Below are 18,242 nucleotides of genomic sequence, written 5' to 3'. Positions count from 1 at the left end.
ATGACCAAGGCTCTTGACGGCATCCGCGTGCTGGACATGACGCACGTCCAGTCCGGGCCCTCCGCGACCCAGCTGCTGGCCTGGCTCGGCGCCGACGTCATCAAGCTGGAGGCGCCGGCCGGGGACATCACGCGCAGGCAGCTGCGCGACCTGCCGGACGTCGACTCCCTCTACTTCACGATGCTGAACTGCAACAAGCGCAGCATCACCCTCAACACCAAGACAGAGCGCGGCAAGGAGATCCTGACCGAGCTGATCCGGCGCAGCGACGTCATGGTCGAGAACTTCGGGCCGGGCGCGATCGACCGGATGGGGTTCACCTGGGAGCGCATCCAGGAGATCAACCCGCGGATCGTGTACGCGTCGATCAAGGGCTTCGGCGAGGGGCCGTACACCGGTTTCAAGGCGTACGAGGTCGTCGCGCAGGCCATGGGCGGGTCGATGGCGACCACCGGTTTCGAGGACGGGCCGCCGCTGGCGACGGGCGCGCAGATCGGTGACTCGGGCACGGGAGTGCATACAGTGGCCGGGATACTGGCGGCACTGTTCCAGCGGGAGCGCACCGGGCGCGGTCAGCGCGTCAACGTCGCCATGCAGCACGCGGTGCTCAATCTGTGCCGGGTGAAGCTGCGCGACCAGCAGCGCCTGGCGCACGGGCCGCTCGCGGAGTACCCCAACGAGGACTTCGGCCACGAGGTGCCGCGCTCCGGCAACGCCTCCGGCGGCGGCCAGCCCGGCTGGGCGGTCAGGTGCGCTCCGGGCGGCCCGAACGACTACGTGTACGTCATCGTCCAGCCGGTCGGCTGGAAGCCGATCACCGAGCTGATCGGCCGGCCGGAACTCGCCGACGACCCCGAGTGGGCGACCCCCGAGGCCCGGCTGCCGAAGCTGAACAAGATGTTCCAGCTGATCGAGGAGTGGTCGTCCACCCTCCCCAAGTGGGAGGTGCTGGAGAGGCTGAACGGGCACGGCATCCCGTGCGGGCCGATCCTGTCCACCAAGGAGATCATCGAGGATCCCTCGCTCGCCGCCAACGAGATGGTGGTGCGGGTCCCGCACCCCGAGCGCGGCGAGTTCGTCACGGTCGGCAGCCCGCTGAAGCTGTCCGACTCGCCCGTGGAGGTGACCAGTTCACCCCTGCTGGGCGAGCACAACGAAGAGGTCTACGTAGGCGAACTCGGCCTCGGTGACGAGGAGTTGCGCCTGCTCAAGTCGAACGGGGTGATCTGACGTGATGGCGGAGGACCGCGAGCTGAAGGTGCGGGCCCTCCTCGACGCCGTGCGCGCCGAGGGCCGTACCGCGCTCACCGCGCCCGAGGGCAAGGTGATCGCCGACGCGTACGGGATCGCCGTACCGGGTGAGGCGCTGGCGAGGGACGTGGACGAGGCGGTGGCCGCGGCGGCACGGTTCGGCGGGCCGGTGGTGATGAAGATCGTCTCGCCGGACATCCTGCACAAGACCGACGCCGGCGGTGTCGTGGTGGGCGTGGAGGGCGCGGCGGACGTCCGGGCGGCGTTCTGCCGCATCATCGGCAACGCCCGCGCCTACGACGCCGGGGCCCGGATCGAGGGCGTGCAGGTGCAGGAGCTGCTGCCGAAGGGGCAGGAGGTCATCGTCGGCGCGGTCACCGACCCGACGTTCGGGAAGGTGGTGGCGTTCGGGCTCGGCGGGGTGCTGGTCGAGGTGCTGAAGGACGTGACGTTCCGGCTGGCGCCGGTCACGGCCGACGAGGCGCTGACGATGCTGGACTCCATCCGCTCGGCGGAGATCCTGCGCGGGGTGCGCGGGCAGGCCGGCGTGGACCGGTGGGCGGTGGCCGAGCAGATCCGGCGGGTGTCCCAACTCGTCGCGGACTTCCCGGAGATCGCCGAGGTGGACCTCAACCCGGTGATCGCGACGCCCGACAGCGCCGTCGCCGCCGACATCCGGGTCATCCTCGCCGAGAAGCAGCCGGTGCCGCGGAAGACGTACACGCGCGAGGAGATCCTCGCGTCCATGCGCCGGCTGATGCAGCCGTCCTCGGTCGCCGTCATCGGCGCCTCCAACGAGGCGGGGAAGATCGGCAACTCGGTGATGCGCAACCTCGTCGACGGCGGTTTCTCCGGGGAGATCCATCCGGTGAACCCCAAGGCCGATGACATCCTGGGCCGCAAGGCGTACAAGAGTGTCACGGACGTTCCCGGTGAGGTGGATGTGGCCGTGTTCGCCATTCCCGCCAGGTTCGTGGCCGCCGCGCTGGAGGAGGTGGGACGGAAGAAGATCCCCAACGCCGTGCTCATCCCGTCCGGCTTCGCGGAGACCGGCGAGCACGAACTCCAGGCGGAGATCGTGGAGATCGCCGAGCGGCACGGCGTCCGCCTGCTCGGCCCGAACATCTACGGCTACTACTCCACCTGGCAGGACCTGTGCGCCACGTTCTGCACGCCGTACGACGTCAAGGGCGGTGTGGCGCTGACCTCGCAGTCCGGCGGCATCGGCATGGCGATCCTCGGCTTCGCCCGCACCACGAAGACGGGTGTGTCGGCGATCGTCGGCCTCGGCAACAAGTCGGACCTGGACGAGGACGACCTGCTGACCTGGTTCGGCGAGGACCCGCACACCGAGTGCATCGCCATGCACCTGGAAGACCTCAAGGACGGGCGGGCGTTCGTGGCGGCGGCGCGGGCGACCGTGCCGAAGAAGCCGGTGGTGGTGCTCAAGGCGGGCCGTACGGCGGCGGGCGCGAAGGCGGCCGGCTCGCACACGGGCGCGCTCGCGGGCGACGACGCGGTGTACGACGACATCCTCAGGCAGGCGGGGGTCATCCGGGCGCCGGGCCTGAACGACATGCTGGAGTACGCCCGCGCCCTGCCGGTGCTGCCCGCCCCGAAGGGCGACAACGTCGTGATCATCACCGGTGCGGGCGGCAGCGGGGTGCTGCTGTCGGACGCGGTGACCGACAACGGGCTGTCGCTGATGGAGATCCCGCCCGACCTGGACGAGGCGTTCCGCCGGTTCATCCCGCCGTTCGGCGCGGCCGGCAACCCGGTCGACATCACCGGGGGCGAGCCGCCGTCGACGTACGAGGCGACGATCCGGCTGGGTCTTCAGGACCCGCGGATCCATGCGCTGGTGCTCGGCTACTGGCACACCATCGTCACCCCGCCGATGGTCTTCGCGGAGCTGACGGCGCGTGTGGTCGCCGAGTTCCGCGAGCGCGGGATCGAGAAACCGGTCGTGGCGTCCCTGGCGGGCGATGTGGAAGTCGAGGAGGCCTGCCAGTACCTGTTCGAGCGCGGGGTCGTGGCCTACCCGTACACGACCGAGAAGCCGGTGGCCGTACTGGGCGCGAAGTACCGCTGGGCGCGAGCGGCGGGGCTGCTGTGACGGCGGAGGCACGCACGGCTGCGACCGGGGATCCGGGGGTCGTCCCCCGGGCGCACCGCCCGGTGAGCACGGGCGGCGCGGCTGCCGTGACGGCGGGAGCACGCACGCCAGCGGCCGACGGTCCGGGGGGTGTCCCCCGGGCGCAACACCGCCCGGTGAGCACGGGCGGCGGGGCTGCTGTGACGGCGAGGGCACGCACGGCTGCGACCGGGGATCCGGGGGTCGTCCCCCGGGCGCACCGCCCGGTGAGCACGGGCGGCGCGGCTGCCGTGACGGCGGGAGCACGCACGCCAGCGGCCGACGGTCCGGGGGGTGTCCCCCGGGCGCAACACCGCCCGGTGGGCGCAGGCGGCGGGGCTGTTGTGACGGCGGGGGCACGCACGGCTGCGGCCGACTGCTGGGGGTGGTTCATGGGCTGAGTGACGGAGAGGGGCCGGCGGGCGGTGCGCGTCGGCCGGTCCCGGGACCCGCGCGCGCACGAAAGGCAATGGACAGGGGGCGCTGGCCAGAACTTTCGACGCAAGGGGTGCACATCGCGATGGTGACCATCGATCCCCCGGCCTCCGTGCTGTGCAGGGAGGTGAGGGACCGCAGGGGCCGCGTGTACCGGGTCGGTGAGAGCGACGCCGATCTGCTGGGCCGTGGCCGGATCTGGATGGCCGTTCTGCCCTGGGCGGGCATGGCGGGCATCGGCTGGGCCGCGTACGCGTTCTTCGCTGCGCAGGCCGGTCTCCGTGCCGCGCACCGGTGGGGCGGGGACCTGTACTGGCCGGCCGTACTGTGGGCGCTCGTCCAGGCGGCCGTCGCCGTTCCGGCCGGGCGGCTGCGGGAGAGCGGCCGGCTCCCCGCCCGTCGGGCCATGGCGGCCGGGGCGCTCGGCACCCTCGCCGGGTACCTCGTGCTCGCGCTGGCCCCGCAACAGACCCTCGCCCGGCTGGTGTTCGCGGTGTGCGCCGGCGCCGGGGCCGGGCTGGTGCACGCGACCTGTCTGACGCTGCCGGGCCGCTGGTGGCCCGAACGCCGGGGCGGCCCCACGGCGTTGGTGGCGAGCGGGCTCGCCCTCGGGGCCGTACCGTTTCTCTTCCGTCCGGTCGTGGACGCCGACCCGCGGGTGCTGCTCGCGGTGGCGGGCGGCGCGGCGTCCCTGGTGATGGCGGGGGCCGGGCTGTTCTTCCGGGATCCGCCGCGGAACTGGTGGCCGCCCGGTCCCGGCCCGCTGTCCGTGCCGGCGGACCCCGCCGCCCGCCGCGCCCTCGAGAAGAACCCGCCCGCCGTACGCCATCACACCCTTCACCAGGCCGCGCGCAGCCCGGCGTTGTGGCTGCTGTGGCTGTGCCTGCTCGGCGCGGCCGGGGCCGCGGTGCTCGGCATGGTCGTGCAGGCGCGGTACGGCGGGCGGCCGGGCGTCTCCGCGGAGTCGCTGCGGGCGGTGGCCGTGGCGGGCGGCGCCGCGGCGGTCCCGGCCGGTGCCCTGTCGGACCGGTCGGGTCGGCGCGGCACGCTGATCGCGGCCTGTGCGCTGCTGGGCGCCGCGCAGTTCGGCGCCCTGGTCGCGGTCCGCGCGGGGAGCGGTGCGCTGCTCCTCGGCTGCGCGGCGGCCACGGCGGCCGCCGGCATCGCGGTGCCGGTGCTGGGCACCGCGCTGGCCGCGGACCACTTCGGTGAGAACCACCTTCCGAGCGTCCACGGACTGCTCACCGGCGCCTGGCTCCTGCCGGTCGCCGCGGCCTGCGGCACGGGCGGCGCCGGGTACGCCGCCCGGTTCCCGCACACCGCGTTCGTCCTGGCGGGCTGCACCGGGCTCGCCTGCGCCGTAGTGGCGCTGTTCCTCAGAGCGCCGGGCAGTCAGAGCGTCCGGCGCATCGTCCCCAATCCCCACCCACTCGGCGAGGAGATGGCCTGACATGACGGCTGATCCGGCAACACGGAAGACACCGGCCGATCCCGGCGCGGCGAACCGCTCGTACCGCGAAGTCACCGACTCCCGGGGGCGGGTCTACCGCATCGGCGAGACGGACCGCGACATCCTCGGCCACTCGCGCAGGCTCATGGTGTACCTGCCATGGATAGCGATGATGGCCATCAGCGTCTCGGAGTACGCCTACGGCTCCGCCGAGGACACCCTGTCCGAGGCGCACGGCTGGACCCAGTCCAACACCTTCTGGATCCTCAGCGTCTGGGTGTTCTTCCAGGCCGGCATCGCCTTCCCGGCGGGCTGGCTGCGCGAGCGGGGCATCCTCACCGCGCGCCGCGCGATGTACGTCGGCGCCGCGATGTGTCTGCTGGGCTTCCTGGCGCTGTCCCACCTGGACAACGTGTTCCTGGCGATCCTCGGTTTCGGTGTCGTCGGCGGTGTCGGCTCCGGGCTGATCTACGCGACCTGCATCAACATGGTCGGCAAGTGGTTCCCGGAGCGGCGCGGCGCGAAGACCGGCTTCGTCAACGGCGGCTTCGCCTACGGCTCGCTGCCCTTCATCTTCATCTTCAACTACGCCTTCGACACCGGCAACTACAACGAGGTGCTCGACCTGATCGGCGTGTACGTGCTGATCGTCGTCGCGGTGTGCGCCTGGTTCTTCAAGGACCCGCCGAAGAACTGGTGGCCGGCCGACGTCGACCCGCTGTCGTTCGCGGGCAACAGCAAGAGCGCCGCGAGCCTGGCCAAGAACCCGCCCGCGGTACGGCAGTTCACGCCGAAGGAGGCCATCAGGTCCGGCATGCTGCCGCTGATGTGGCTCAGCATCGTCCTGACCGCCGGTGTGTCGATCTTCGGGATCTCCTTCCAGGTCGACTACGCCAAGGAGATCGGTTTCGGCCCGCTGGTCGCGGCGTCCTCGATGGGCGTCATGGCGGTCGTCAACGGCGTCGGGCGGGCCGTCGTCGGCTGGCTGTCGGACCTGTGGGGCCGCAAGACGTCGCTGGTGTTCGTCATCGTGGTGCTGGGTCTGGCCCAGTTCGGCGTCATCTGGGCCGGTGACATCAAGAACGAGTGGCTGTTCCTGTTCTTCGCCTTCGTCTCCGGCTTCGGCGGCGGCGCGTTCTACCCGATGTTCGCGGCGCTGACCCCGGACTACTTCGGCGAGAACTACAACGCCACCAACTACGGCCTGGTGTACAGCGGCAAGCTGGTCAGCGGTCTGTTCGGCGGCGGCCTGGGCTCCATGGTGGTCGGCGCCTGGGGCTACGACGGCGCCTACGCGCTGGCCGGCGGGGTGTCGATGGTCGCGGCGGCGATCGCGCTGCTGCTGCGCCAGCCCGGCCGGGACACGGCCGACGGCAAGGCCGTCACGGCGCCGAGTACACAGCCGACGGCCTGAGCAGGGCCCTGGGGTCCCTGAGCTCCCTGCGTGTTCCCCTTCTGGCGAACCATTCGCGGTTCGCCGGAAGGGGAACACCGCGTGCCTGCTGTGCGCGCGCGGCCGTCAGGCGCCGCCGCGCTCGTGGTAGGAGCGGCGGGTGTGTTCGGTGTGGATGCGCATCAGGTTGGCGGCCCGCTCCTCGTTGCGGTCGGCGATGGCGGCAATCAGCTCCCGGTGCTCGATCCACGACTGGCGCCCGCGCTGCCGGGCCACCGGGGTGTAGTACCAGCGGACCCGGCGGTCGACCTGGGCGGCCAGTTCGGCGAGGACCGCGTTGCCCGCCAGCTCCATGATCTTGGCGTGGAAGGCGGCGTTGAGGGCGACGGCGCGGTCGACGTCGTCGGCGGCGACGGCCCTCTCGCCCTCGGCGCACAGCTCCACCAGCGCACCGATCTTCTCGGCGGTGGCGTCGGCGGCGGCCAGCCGGGCGGCCTCCGCCTCCAGCAGGGTGCGGACCGTGAGCAGCTGATCGGCCTCCTGGGCCGTCGGCTCGTGCACGAACGCCCCCTGCGCGGGCCGCAGATCGACCCAGCCCTCGGTGTTGAGCCGCTGCAGCGCCTCGCGCACCGGCTGCCGGGAGACGCCCAGGTGTCCGGCGAGTTCGCTCTCGACCAGGTGCTGGCCGGGCTGCAGCGCGCGGGTGGTGATGAGCTCCAGCAGTGCCTCGTAGACGCGCTCGCGCAGCGGTCCGGGGCGTTCCAGCTTGGGCACGGCCCCCTGCGGCAGTCCGGTCGACAACATCGCGGTCCCCCTCCTGGGCAGGTCTGGCGTGTTCACGCTGGACGCCCAGTATGGATTGTCTTTTGTCTACAGTCTACGGTGCACAAAATCCTGCGCTCAAAATCCAGCGCACAAAATACGGCGCACAAAATACGGACCACCATGCCAGGCCTGTTCGCGTCAGCGGCACTCCGCCCGTCCGCCGCGTCACGGGCAGCGTACGACCTGCCCGGCGTACGACAGGTTGCCGCCGAAGCCGAACAGCAGCACCGGGTCGCCGGCGCTGAGCGCTCCCTGTTCGACAAGCTTGGAGAAGGCGAGCGGGATGCTGGCGGCGGAGGTGTTGCCGGATTCGGTGACATCGCGGGCGATCACCGCGTTGACGGCGCCGAGCTTCTCGGCGAGCGGTTCGATGATGCGCAGGTTGGCCTGGTGCAGGACGACCCCGGCGAGTTCCTCGGGCGCCACGCCGGCCCTGTCGCAGGCGCCGCGGGCGATGGCGGGAAGCTGGGTGGTGGCCCAGCGGTAGACGCTCTGCCCCTCCTGCGCGAACCGCGGCGGGGTGCCCTCGATCCGCACCGCGTGCCCCATCTCCGGTACCGACCCCCACAGCACCGGCCCGATCCCCGGCTCCTGCCCCGGCGGACACGTCTCGACGACGGCGGCGCCCGCCCCGTCGCCGACCAGGACGCAGGTGGTGCGGTCGCTCCAGTCGGTGACGTCGGACATCTTGTCGGCGCCGATGACCAGCGCACGCCGCGCCGCGCCGGCCCGGACGGTGTGGTCGGCCGTGGCCAGGGCGTGCGTGAACCCGGCGCACACCACGTTGACGTCCATCGCGGCGGGCCGCGGGACGCCGAGGCGGGCCGCGACGCGGGCGGCGGTGTTCGGGGAGCGGTCGACCGCCGTGGAGGTGGCGACGAGGACCAGGTCGATGTCGCCGGGGGTCAGACCGGCGCCGGCCAGGGCCTTGGCCGCGGCGTGCGCGGCGAGTTCGTCGACCGGCTCGTCGGGGCCCGCGATGTGCCGGGTCCGGATGCCGACGCGGCTGCGGATCCACTCGTCGCTGGTGTCGACCATGCCGGCCAGGTCCTCGTTGGTGAGCACCCGGGCGGGCTGGTAGTGGCCGATGGCGGCGATGCGCGAGCCGTTCATGGCGGGGATTCCCCTCGTTGCCGTGGTAGCGGGATCCACCAGTGTGATCAGTGACCCACCGGTACGACGGCAGCCGAAGCCACAGGAATCGGGCGCCGGGATTGTCGGCTCCGGTCAGGCGTGTGGACGTCCGAGCGCTTCGGCCGTGCGCTCACGGACTTTCGCGCAGACCCTTGTCGACCCAATCTCCATACTGTAGACAATATTTCGTCGACAGGATTCAGCCGACGTTCTTCTCCGGGCCCGCCTACCCGGGCCGCCCCCTCTCCTCTCCTCCGCGGTATCCCTCAACCGAACGGAGTGCTCCCGTGAAAGTGGCAGTTCTCGGCGCCGGCGCCATCGGTGCCTACGTCGGCGCCGCGCTCCACCGCGCCGGCGCCGATGTGCATCTCATCGCCCGTGGACCGCATCTGGCGGCCATGAGGCAGCACGGAGTGCGCGTGCTCAGCCCGCGCGGGGACTTCACCGCGCACCCCCACGCCACCGACGACCCGAGCGAGATCGGTCCGGCGGACTACGTCTTCCTCGGCCTGAAGGCCAACGCGTACGCGGCGTGCGGGCCGCTGATCGCACCGCTGCTGCACGAGCGCACCGCCGTGGTCGCCGCGCAGAACGGCATCCCCTGGTGGTACTTCCACCGGCACGGCGGCCCCTACGACGGCCACCGCCTCGAAAGCGTCGACCCGCACGGTGCGGTCAGCCGGGTCCTCGCCCCCGAGCGGGCCGTCGGCTGTGTCGTCTACGCCGCCACCGAACTGCGCTCCCCCGGTGTCGTACGGCACCTGGAAGGCACCCGGTTCTCCATCGGCGAGCCCGACCGCAGCGTCTCCGCGCGCTGTCTGGACTTCAGCGAGGCGATGCAGACCGGCGGGCTCAAGTGCCCGGTGGAGAAGGAGCTGCGCGCGGACATCTGGGTCAAGCTGCTCGGGAACATCTCCTTCAACCCGATCAGCGCCCTGGCCCGCGCCACCATGCGGCAGATGTGCCGGCACGGCGGCACCCGCCGGGTCATCGAGACGATGATGCGCGAGACGCTGGCGGTCGCCGAGGCCCTCGGCTGCACGGTCGGCGTCTCCGTCGAACGCCGCCTCGCGGGCGCCGAACGCGTCGGCGACCACCGCACCTCCACCCTCCAGGACCTGGAGCGCGGCAAGCCGCTGGAACTGGACGTGCTGCTCGCGGCCGTCGTCGAACTCGCGGAGATCACCGGCGTCGAGGTGCCCACCCTGCGCACCGTGCACGCCATCTCGGACCTGCTCGCACTGAGGAGCGCCGCATGAGGAACGTGCCTGAGGAGCGCCGCATGAGGAAACGGCAGCCGAAGACCTACACGCGGCTGACCCACCCGCTGGTCCGGGACGGTCGCGACGAACCGCTGAGGCGGGCGAGCTGGGAGGAGGCGCTGGACCGGGCGGCCCGGGGCCTGGCGCGCAACCGGGGCGCGTTCGGGATGTTCTCCTGCGCCCGCGCCACCAACGAGATGAACTACGTGGCGCAGAAGTTCGCCCGGGTCGTCATGGGCACAAACAACGTCGACTCCTGCAACCGCACCTGTCACGCGCCGAGCGTGGCGGGCCTGTCGGCGGCGTTCGGTTCGGGCGGCGGCACGTCGTCGTACGAGGAGATCGAGCACACCGACGTCATCGTGATGTGGGGGTCCAACGCCCGTTTCGCGCACCCGATCTTCTTCCAGCACGTGCTGAAGGGCATACGCAACGGCGGTCGGCTGTATGCGGTCGACCCGCGGCGCACGTCCACCGCCGAGTGGGCGGAGAGCTGGCTCGGGCTGAACGTCGGCACCGACATCCCGATGGCGCACGCGATCGGCCGCGAGATCATCCACGCGGGGCTGGCCAACGAGGCGTTCGTCGAGCGGGCGACCACCGGCTTCGAGGAGTACCGCGAACTGGTCGAGCCGTGGACGCTGTCGCTCACCGAGAAGGTGACCGGCGTGCCGGCCCGCGCCATACGGGAGCTGGCGCACGCGTACGCCCGCGCCGAGCGCGCCCAGCTGTGCTGGACGCTCGGCATCACCGAGCACCACAACGGCACCGACAACGTGCGCGCGCTGATCAACCTGGCCCTGCTCACCGGCCACGTCGGCCGCTACGGCTCCGGGCTGCAGCCGCTGCGCGGGCAGAACAACGTGCAGGGCGGCGGCGACATGGGCGCGATCCCCAACCGGCTGCCCGGCTTCCAGGACATCCTCGACCCGGACGTACGGCTGAAATTCGAGTCGGCGTGGGACACCGTCATCGAGCCGCACTACGGCCTGAACCTGACCGAGATGTTCGAGGCGATGGAGGACGGCGGCGTGCGGGCCGTGTACTGCGTCGGGGAGAACCCGGCGCAGTCGGAGGCCGACAGCGAGCAGGCCGTTCGGCGGCTGAGGGCGCTGGACTTCCTCGTCGTGCAGGACATCTTCCTGACCAGGACGGCCGAGCTGGCGGACGTGGTGCTGCCGGCGACCGCCGGGTGGGCGGAGACCGAGGGCACGACCACCAACAGCGAGCGCCGGGTGCAGCGGGTGCGGCGGGCCGTCGCCCCGCCCGGCGAGGCCCGCGACGACATCGACATCATCTGCGCGCTGGCGGCCCGGCTGGGCCACGACTGGAAGTACCCGGACGCCGAGGCGGTCTGGAACGAGCTGCGGTCGGTGTCCCCGGACCACTACGGGATGACGTACCGGCGGCTGGAGGAGCACCGGGGCATCCAGTGGCCCTGCCCGAGCCCCGACCGGCTCGAACCGACGTACCTGCACGGCCGGTTGTGGGAGGACGACCCGGAACGGCGGGGCCGGCTCGCGCCGTTCGGACTGGTGCAGCACGATCCGCCGGTGGACCTCACCGACGAGGAGTACCCGATCCGGCTGACCACCGGGCGCCGCCTGGACTCGTACAACACCGGTGTGCAGAGCGGGGGTTTCGCCTCTCCGCTGCGCCGCGGCGAGTACGTCGAGCTGTGCCCGGAGGACGCCGAGCGGCACGGCGTCGTGGTCGGCGAGGAGGTGCGGGTCGTCTCGCGGCGCGGGGCGGTGGTGGCGCCGGTGTGGATCGATCCCGCGCTGCGGCCCGGCCTGGCCTTCATGACCATGCACTTTCCCGACGAGGTGGACACCAACCGGCTGACGATCGAGGCGAACTGCCCGATCGCGGGGACGGCGGAGTTCAAGGCGTCGGCGATCCGCATCGAGAAGCTGCCCGCAGTGACCTACGTGAGGTGACCCGAGTGGACCTGCACTTCGGCGACGGCAAGCCGACGGACGAGGAACGCGCCGCGGTGGACGCCCTGCTGGGCCCGCCGGAGTCCTCCTGGGAGGGCGCCGACCGCTCGGACGCCGACCTCAGGTGGGCGCGCGGCGGCCGGGCGGCCCGGGACCGGCGCGATCTGCTGCTGCCGGGGCTGCACGCCCTGAACGACCGGGTCGGCTGGATCAGCGAGGGCGGCCTCGGCTATCTGTGCCGCCGGCTGACCGTGCCGCCGGCCGAGGCGTACGGGGTCGCCACCTTCTACGCCATGTTCTCCGTCAGGCCGCGCCCGGCGACCGTGCTGCACGTGTGCACCGACCTGGCCTGCACGGCCGCCGGGGCCGGGGACCTGTGCGCGGACATCGAGGAACGCGCCGGCAGCGGGGTGAGCGTCGAGCGCAGCCCCTGCCTGGGCCTGTGCGAGCGCGCCCCGGCCGCCCTCGCCGTCAGGGCGGGGGATCCGGTGCGTACGGCGGTGGCGGCGCCGGCGACCGTGGACGAGGCCGTACGCGCGGCGGACGCGCCCGACTCGGCGCCCGAGGAGCCGCCGGCCGCCATGGCCGTGCCCCAGGCCGGTCAGGACCGCCTCGTCCTGCTCAGCCGCGTGGGCGTCGTCGACCCGGCCTCCCTGGACGACTACCGCGCGCACGGCGGGTACACGGCCCTGCGCCGGGCCTTCGAACTGGGGCCCGCCGGAGTGATCCGCGAGGTCACCGACTCGGGTCTGGTCGGCCGGGGCGGGGCCGCGTTCCCCACCGGCCGCAAGTGGCAGGCCACGGCGTCCCAGCCCGACCACCCGCACTACCTCGTCTGCAACGCCGACGAGTCCGAGCCGGGCACCTTCAAGGACCGCGTGCTCATGGAGGGCGATCCGTACGCGCTGGTCGAGGCGATGACCATCGCGGCGTACGCGACCGGCGCCCACCGGGGCTACCTCTATCTGCGCGGCGAGTACCCGCGCGCGCTGCACCGCATGGAGCACGCGATCGCGCAGGCACGCGCGCGTGGCCTGCTCGGGGACGACATCCTGGGCCAGGGCTACGCCTTCGACATCGAGATCCGGCGGGGCGCGGGGGCGTACATCTGCGGGGAGGAGACGGCCCTGTTCAACTCCATCGAGGGCTACCGGGGCGAGCCGCGCTCCAAGCCGCCGTTCCCGGTGGAGAAGGGGCTGTTCGGCAGGCCGACGGCCGAGAACAACGTGGAGACGCTGGTCAACGTCCTGCCGGTCCTGACGATGGGCGCCCCGGCGTACGCGGCGATCGGCACCGAGCGCTCCACCGGGCCGAAGCTGTTCTGCGTCTCCGGCAGTGTGGAGCGGCCCGGCGTGTACGAGCTGCCGTTCGGCGCCACGCTCGGTGAACTGCTGCGGCTGGCCGGGGTGCGGCAGGGCCTGCGCGCGGTGCTGCTCGGCGGCGCGGCGGGCTCCTTCGTACGGCCCGACGAGCTGGACATCCCGCTGACCTTCGAAGGCACCCGGGAGGCGGGCGCCACACTCGGCTCCGGTGTGGTGATGGCCTTCGACGCCGGTGTGCCGCTGCCCCGGCTGCTGCTCAGGATCGCCGAGTTCTTCCGGGAGGAGTCCTGCGGGCAGTGCGTGCCGTGCCGGGTCGGGACCGTCCGGCAGGAGGAGGCGCTGCGCCGGATCGCCGAGCGCACCGGCGCCGCCGCCGGCGACGACATCGCCCTGCTGCGGGAGGTCGGCCGGGCCATGCGGGACGCCTCGATCTGCGGTCTGGGGCAGACCGCGTGGAACGCCGTGGAATCCGCCATCGACCGTCTGGGGGCGTACGCATGACCGTCACACCGCTCGGCATCCCGCGCCGGATGCTGGAGTTCACCGTCGACGGCCAGCCGGTCCGGGTGCCGGAGGGCTCGACGATCCTGGACGCCTGCCGGACGGCGGGCAAGGACATCCCGACCCTGTGCCAGGGGGACACGCTGCGCCCGAAGAACGCCTGCCGGGTGTGCGTGGTGGAGGTCGAGGGCTCCCGCACGCTGGTGCCGGCCTGCTCGCGCACGGCCGAGCCGGGGATGGTGGTGCACACGGACACCGAGCGCGCCCGGCACAGCCGGAAGATCGTCCTGGAGCTCCTCGCCTCCTCGGTCGACTTGTCGACCACGCCGAGGGTGGCCGAGTGGATCAAGGAGTACGAGGCGAAGCCGGACCGGTTCGGCCTCGACGCAGCGCGCGTGAACGAGGAGCCGAGGGTCGACAACGAGCTGTACGTGCGGGACTACGCCAAGTGCATCCTGTGCTACAAGTGCGTCGACGCCTGCGGCGAGCAGTGGCAGAACAGCTTCGCGATCTCGGTGGCCGGGCGCGGTTTCGACGCCCGGATCGCCGTGGAGCACGACGCGCCGCTGCCCGACTCGGCGTGCGTGTACTGCGGGAACTGCGTCGAGGTGTGCCCGACGGGGGCACTCGTGCCCAAGACGGAGTACGACATGCGGGCGGCGGGCACCTGGGACGAGTCCCGGCAGACGGAGACGTCGACGGTGTGCGCGTACTGCGGAGTGGGCTGCACCCTCACGCTCCATGTGCAGGACAATGAGATCGTGAAGGTCACCTCGCCGCACGACAATCCGGTGACCCACGGCAATCTCTGCATCAAGGGCCGTTTCGGCTACCAGCACGTACAGAACCGGGGCTGATCAGGACATGGGACGAGTCACGGAACGACGCAAGGTCCTCCGGATCCGCGACGGGGCGCTCTCCTCCCGGCCGGACACGCTCGTCGCCGAGGAACCCCTGGAGATCCGGCTGAACGGAAAACCGCTCGCCATCACCATGCGCACCCCCGGCGACGACTTCGCGCTGGCGGCCGGGTTCCTGGTGAGCGAGGGCGTCCTGGCCGCCGCGGACGAGGTGCGCAACATCGTCTACTGCGCGGGGGCGACGGCGGACGGGTCCAACACCTACAACATGGTCGACGTGACGACCGCGCCGGACGTGACCCTGCCCGACTTCACCCTGGAACGGAACGTCTACACCTCCTCCTCGTGCGGCCTGTGCGGCAAGGCCAGCCTGGACGCCGTACGCACGACCGCCCGCTTCCCGATCGCCGACACTCCCCCGGTCCGGGTCACCCCTGAGCTGCTGGCGGGCCTCCCCGACCGGCTGCGGGCGGCCCAGCAGGTGTTCGACCGCACCGGCGGCCTGCACGCGGCGGCCCTGTTCGACGAGGAGGGCGAGCTGCTGGACGTACGGGAGGACGTGGGCCGGCACAACGCGGTCGACAAACTGGTCGGGCGTGCGCTGCAGAGCGGTCGGCTGCCGCTGTCGCGGACGATCCTCCTGGTCTCCGGCCGGGCGTCGTTCGAGCTGGCGCAGAAGGCGGTGATGGCGGGCATCCCGGTGCTGGCGGCGGTGTCGGCGCCCTCGTCGCTGGCGGTGGACCTGGCTGCGGAGAGCGGGCTGACCCTGGTGGGTTTCCTGCGGGGCAGCTCGATGAACGTGTACGCGGGCGAGGACCGCATCGCCCTGCGGGAGGCGGCCGCCCAGGGCTGACGAGGCCTCCCCGCGGCACGGCGGCGGGGCCCCGGCCGGCGGGGAGCGCCCCCTGCGCCGCCGGGCCCCGCCTCAGCCGAGCGACCCCGCCGCTTCCGCGAACGCGGCGATCATCGGTGAGCGGCGGCCCGCCTCCCAGGCGAGGTACACCTGGTCGGGTTCGGCGTCCGGCACGGGCACGTAGGTGATGTCCGGGCGGGAGTACTGCTCGGCGATCGACACCGGGACCAGGGTGATGCCCGTGCCCGCCGCCACCCGCTCGAACTTCTCCTCGACCGAGCGGATCGGTACGTCGTCGGGCGCCGGGTCGGCGTAGCGCAACCAGGTCTCGCCGTCCAGGTCGGACAGGGCCAGCTCGGGTTTGCCGGCCAGCCGGTGGTCCGCGGGCAGCATGGCCACCCTGGCCTCGGTGAACAGCGGCATCAGGGTGAGGCCGCGCTCGTCGACGGGCCGGCGCACATAGGCGAGGTCGACGGTCCCGTCGAGGATCAGCCGCGCCTGGTCGTCCCATTCCACCCGACGGGTCTGGACGTCGATGTCCGGATGGGCGGCGCCGAAGGCGCGCAGGGCGGGGGTGACCACCACACCGGCCCGGAAGCCGACGACGAGCCGGCGCGGGCCCCGCGCGGCCCGCCGTACCCTGCGCCGGCTCGCGTCGGCGGCGGCGAGGAGATGTCCCGCGTCGTCGAGGAGTTGGCGTCCGGCCGGTGTCAACGCGACCCCGTGACTGTCCCGTTCGAAGAGCGGCGCGCCCAAGTCCTTCTCCAGCGACCGGATCTGACGGCTCAGCACGGGCTGCGCGATGTGCAGGCGCTCGGCGGCACGCCCGAAGTGCAGCAGTTCGGCGACCGCCGTGAAGTACCGCACCTTCCGCAGGTCGAGGTCCATGGCCGCCCCTCTCGTCGGCGATGCCTCCAGGGTATCGCCGGTGCCGAAAGAGGTCTTGGACGGCGGGCCGGGGGTCGGCGCAGGCTGGATCCCGTCGGGCAAGCACGAAAAAAGGGGAACGGCATGAGCCTGCAGGGACAGCGGATCGTCGTCATCGGGGGTACGTCGGGCATCGGGCTCGCGGTCGCCGAGGGCGCGGCGCGGGAGGGCGCCGAGGTGGTGGTGGCCTCGCGCCGGCAGGAGAGTGTGGACGCGGCGCTGAAGCGGCTGCCGGACAGCGCCGAGGGGCAGCTGCTGGACGCCACGGACGAGGACGCGGTCCGCGGCTTCTTCGAGCGGATCGGCGCGTACGACCACCTGGTCTACACCGCCGGTGAGTCGCTGCTGCTGGAGGCGGTGGCCGACGCGGATGTCGCACGGGCCCGGCAGTTCCTGGACACGCGGCTGTGGGGCGCGTACACGGCGGTGAAGCACGGCGCCGGGTCGATCCGGCCGGGCGGGTCGGTCGTCCTGACCACGGGCACGGCGGGGCGCAGGCCGATGCCGGGGTCGAGCGCCGCGTCGGCGCTGTGCGGGGCGATGGAGTCGCTGACCCGGGCGCTGGCCGTGGAGCTGGCGCCACTCAGGGTGAACGTGGTGTCGCCCGGGGTGGTGCGCACCGAGCTGTGGCGGGAGCTGCCGGAGGCGGACCGGGAGGGGCTGTTCCGGTCGTCCGCCGAGTCGCTGCCGGTGGGGCGGGTCGGCGAGCCGGCGGATGTGGCGGAGGCGTACCTGTATCTGATGCGGGCGGGTTACAGCACCGGTGCGGTGGTGGTCGTGGACGGTGGCGGGACCCTCGTGTGAGGGCTCAGGCGGGTGTGAGGCGTACGCCGGCGGCGGTCACGACCGTGCCGAGGCGGGGGAAGTCCAGCCGCACGGACGCCTCGTGCTCGGCGGCGGTGAAGGCGGCCATGGCGTCCTCGACGAAGACGAGGTCGTAGCCGAGGTCGGCGGCGGCTCGGGCGGTGGACTCGACGCCGAGGTTGGTGGCGATGCCGCCGAACACCAGGGTGGTGACGCCGCGTTCGCGCAGCCGCTCGTCCAGGCCGGTGCCCTGGAAGGCGCCGATGGTCCGCTTGACCACCTCCAGGTCGCCGGGCCGGGCGAGGCCGGGCACGAGCCCGCTGCCGGGCGGCTGTTCGGCGACCGAGGGGCGTTCGACCCGGACGAGGACGACGGGCGCCCCGGCGGCGCGGAAGACACCGGCCAGCTCTTCGGCGGCGGCCAGCACTTCGGTGCCTTTGCGGGGTTCCAGGGGCAGCGCGACGATGCGTTCCATCAGGTCGATCAGGACCAGGGCGGTGCGCTGCGGGTCGAGGACGGGATCTGCGCTCATGACGGAACGTTAGCCGCCGTCAGCCGTCCGTGCCGGAAATCCGGATCAACAGGCCCATGAACTGATCGCGTTCGGCGGTCGACAGCGGGGCGAGCAGCTCGTCGTTGGCGGCGCGGGCGGCCTTCTCGCAGCGGGCGAGGAGACGGGCGCCGTCGTGGGTGAGGGTCACCGCGTTCTTGCGCCGGTCACGGGGGTCGGGTGCGCGCAGCACGTGGCCGGCGGACTGCAGGTCGTTGAGGACGCCGACCAGGTCCTTGGGGTCGAGGCCCACGCTGCGGCCGAGGTCGGCCTGGGCGACGGGCTGCAGGTCGCGGACGGCGGAGAGGACCACGTGGTGCCACATCTTCTGCCCTTCGGCCGCGAGGGCGCCGGCGACCAGGGCGCGGCCGCGGGCGGCGGCGCGGCCGAGGAGCCAGCTGGGCAGGGAGCGGATCGCGGACAGGGGTGCTTCGGCCATGGCGGGAGCCTATCCGAGAAAACGTTGGAGTTCCCAATGAATCTCCGCTACCGTTGGGACTCCCAACGAATTCGTGGGGATTCCCAACGGTCGAGAGGCCGGGCCTGCCTGGCTGTGGAGAGGTCGCCGGGGCGCCCGGCCGTGAGGAGATGCCGGGCGTGC

Annotated in this window: 15 protein-coding genes; 10 read left to right on the top strand and 5 right to left on the bottom strand. The window is 72.4% G+C overall.

Annotation, left to right across the window (positions count from 1 at the left end):
- The 4 genes from frc (at window position 1) to AB0950_RS07155 (ending at window position 6,684) form a co-directional block, all read left to right on the top strand.
- Entirely contained in the window at window positions 1-1,230 is a 1,230-nt protein-coding gene (gene frc, locus AB0950_RS07170) for a formyl-CoA transferase (RefSeq protein WP_366778001.1), read from the top strand.
- 4 nt (window positions 1,231-1,234) lie between these two features.
- Complete coding sequence (locus tag AB0950_RS07165) at window positions 1,235-3,367, top strand: acetate--CoA ligase family protein (protein ID WP_360573277.1); 2,133 nt, start codon at window positions 1,235-1,237, stop codon at window positions 3,365-3,367.
- A gap of 538 nt (window positions 3,368-3,905) precedes the next feature.
- Window positions 3,906-5,270, top strand: coding sequence for an MFS transporter (locus AB0950_RS07160; RefSeq protein ID WP_360155830.1), 1,365 nt, complete (start codon window positions 3,906-3,908; stop codon window positions 5,268-5,270).
- 1 nt (window position 5,271) lies between these two features.
- Window positions 5,272-6,684 (top strand): OFA family MFS transporter, encoded by a 1,413-nt coding sequence (locus tag AB0950_RS07155; RefSeq protein WP_360155827.1) that lies wholly within the window; start codon window positions 5,272-5,274, stop codon window positions 6,682-6,684.
- 105 nt (window positions 6,685-6,789) lie between these two features.
- Here AB0950_RS07155 and AB0950_RS07150 read toward each other — a convergent pair whose 3' ends face one another.
- Together AB0950_RS07150 and AB0950_RS07145 are read right to left on the bottom strand one after the other, a co-directional pair.
- On the bottom strand, window positions 6,790-7,467 hold the full coding sequence (locus AB0950_RS07150; protein ID WP_366778000.1) for a GntR family transcriptional regulator: 678 nt from the start codon (window positions 7,465-7,467) through the stop codon (window positions 6,790-6,792).
- Between the two features lie 186 nt (window positions 7,468-7,653).
- The gene (locus AB0950_RS07145; protein ID WP_360155821.1) at window positions 7,654-8,601 is read right to left on the bottom strand and encodes a beta-ketoacyl-ACP synthase III; all 948 of its coding nucleotides are present in this window, start codon (window positions 8,599-8,601) and stop codon (window positions 7,654-7,656) included.
- 308 nt (window positions 8,602-8,909) lie between these two features.
- Between AB0950_RS07145 and AB0950_RS07140 the strand changes: the two genes are divergently transcribed.
- The 5 genes from AB0950_RS07140 to fdhD are packed head-to-tail and all read left to right on the top strand — an operon-like array spanning window position 8,910 to window position 15,360.
- Window positions 8,910-9,881, top strand: a complete 972-nt coding sequence (locus AB0950_RS07140; RefSeq protein ID WP_360155818.1) for a 2-dehydropantoate 2-reductase — start codon at window positions 8,910-8,912, stop codon at window positions 9,879-9,881.
- Between the two features lie 23 nt (window positions 9,882-9,904).
- Window positions 9,905-11,824, top strand: coding sequence for a molybdopterin-dependent oxidoreductase (locus AB0950_RS07135; protein WP_366778174.1), 1,920 nt, complete (start codon window positions 9,905-9,907; stop codon window positions 11,822-11,824).
- Between the two features lie 5 nt (window positions 11,825-11,829).
- Window positions 11,830-13,647, top strand: coding sequence for an NADH-ubiquinone oxidoreductase-F iron-sulfur binding region domain-containing protein (locus AB0950_RS07130; protein WP_360155958.1), 1,818 nt, complete (start codon window positions 11,830-11,832; stop codon window positions 13,645-13,647).
- Window positions 13,644-14,504 (top strand): 2Fe-2S iron-sulfur cluster-binding protein, encoded by an 861-nt coding sequence (locus AB0950_RS07125; RefSeq protein ID WP_360155815.1) that lies wholly within the window; start codon window positions 13,644-13,646, stop codon window positions 14,502-14,504. The genes AB0950_RS07130 and AB0950_RS07125 overlap by 4 nt, the downstream gene beginning before the upstream one ends.
- Window positions 14,505-14,511: 7 nt before the next feature.
- Entirely contained in the window at window positions 14,512-15,360 is an 849-nt protein-coding gene (gene fdhD, locus AB0950_RS07120) for a formate dehydrogenase accessory sulfurtransferase FdhD (RefSeq protein ID WP_366777999.1), read from the top strand.
- 72 nt (window positions 15,361-15,432) lie between these two features.
- On the opposite strand, the gene AB0950_RS07115 is transcribed toward fdhD, so the two are convergent.
- Window positions 15,433-16,248, bottom strand: coding sequence for a LysR substrate-binding domain-containing protein (locus tag AB0950_RS07115; protein ID WP_366777998.1), 816 nt, complete (start codon window positions 16,246-16,248; stop codon window positions 15,433-15,435).
- 123 nt (window positions 16,249-16,371) lie between these two features.
- Between AB0950_RS07115 and AB0950_RS07110 the strand changes: the two genes are divergently transcribed.
- Window positions 16,372-17,091 (top strand): SDR family oxidoreductase, encoded by a 720-nt coding sequence (locus AB0950_RS07110; RefSeq protein WP_360155806.1) that lies wholly within the window; start codon window positions 16,372-16,374, stop codon window positions 17,089-17,091.
- Window positions 17,092-17,095: 4 nt separating this feature from the next.
- On the opposite strand, the gene AB0950_RS07105 is transcribed toward AB0950_RS07110, so the two are convergent.
- Together AB0950_RS07105 and AB0950_RS07100 are read right to left on the bottom strand one after the other, a co-directional pair.
- Window positions 17,096-17,623, bottom strand: a complete 528-nt coding sequence (locus AB0950_RS07105; RefSeq protein ID WP_366777997.1) for an isochorismatase family protein — start codon at window positions 17,621-17,623, stop codon at window positions 17,096-17,098.
- Between the two features lie 19 nt (window positions 17,624-17,642).
- Window positions 17,643-18,080: a MarR family transcriptional regulator gene (locus tag AB0950_RS07100; protein ID WP_360155800.1), complete on the bottom strand. Its 438-nt coding sequence runs from the start codon at window positions 18,078-18,080 to the stop codon at window positions 17,643-17,645.
- Between the last annotated feature and the right edge of the window lie 162 nt (window positions 18,081-18,242).

Source organism: Streptomyces sp. NPDC007189, from assembly GCF_040703635.1.
Lineage (GTDB): Bacteria > Actinomycetota > Actinomycetes > Streptomycetales > Streptomycetaceae > Streptomyces.
The sequence above is the reverse complement of the archived record's forward strand: the minus strand, read 5'-3'. Positions and strand labels throughout refer to the sequence as shown.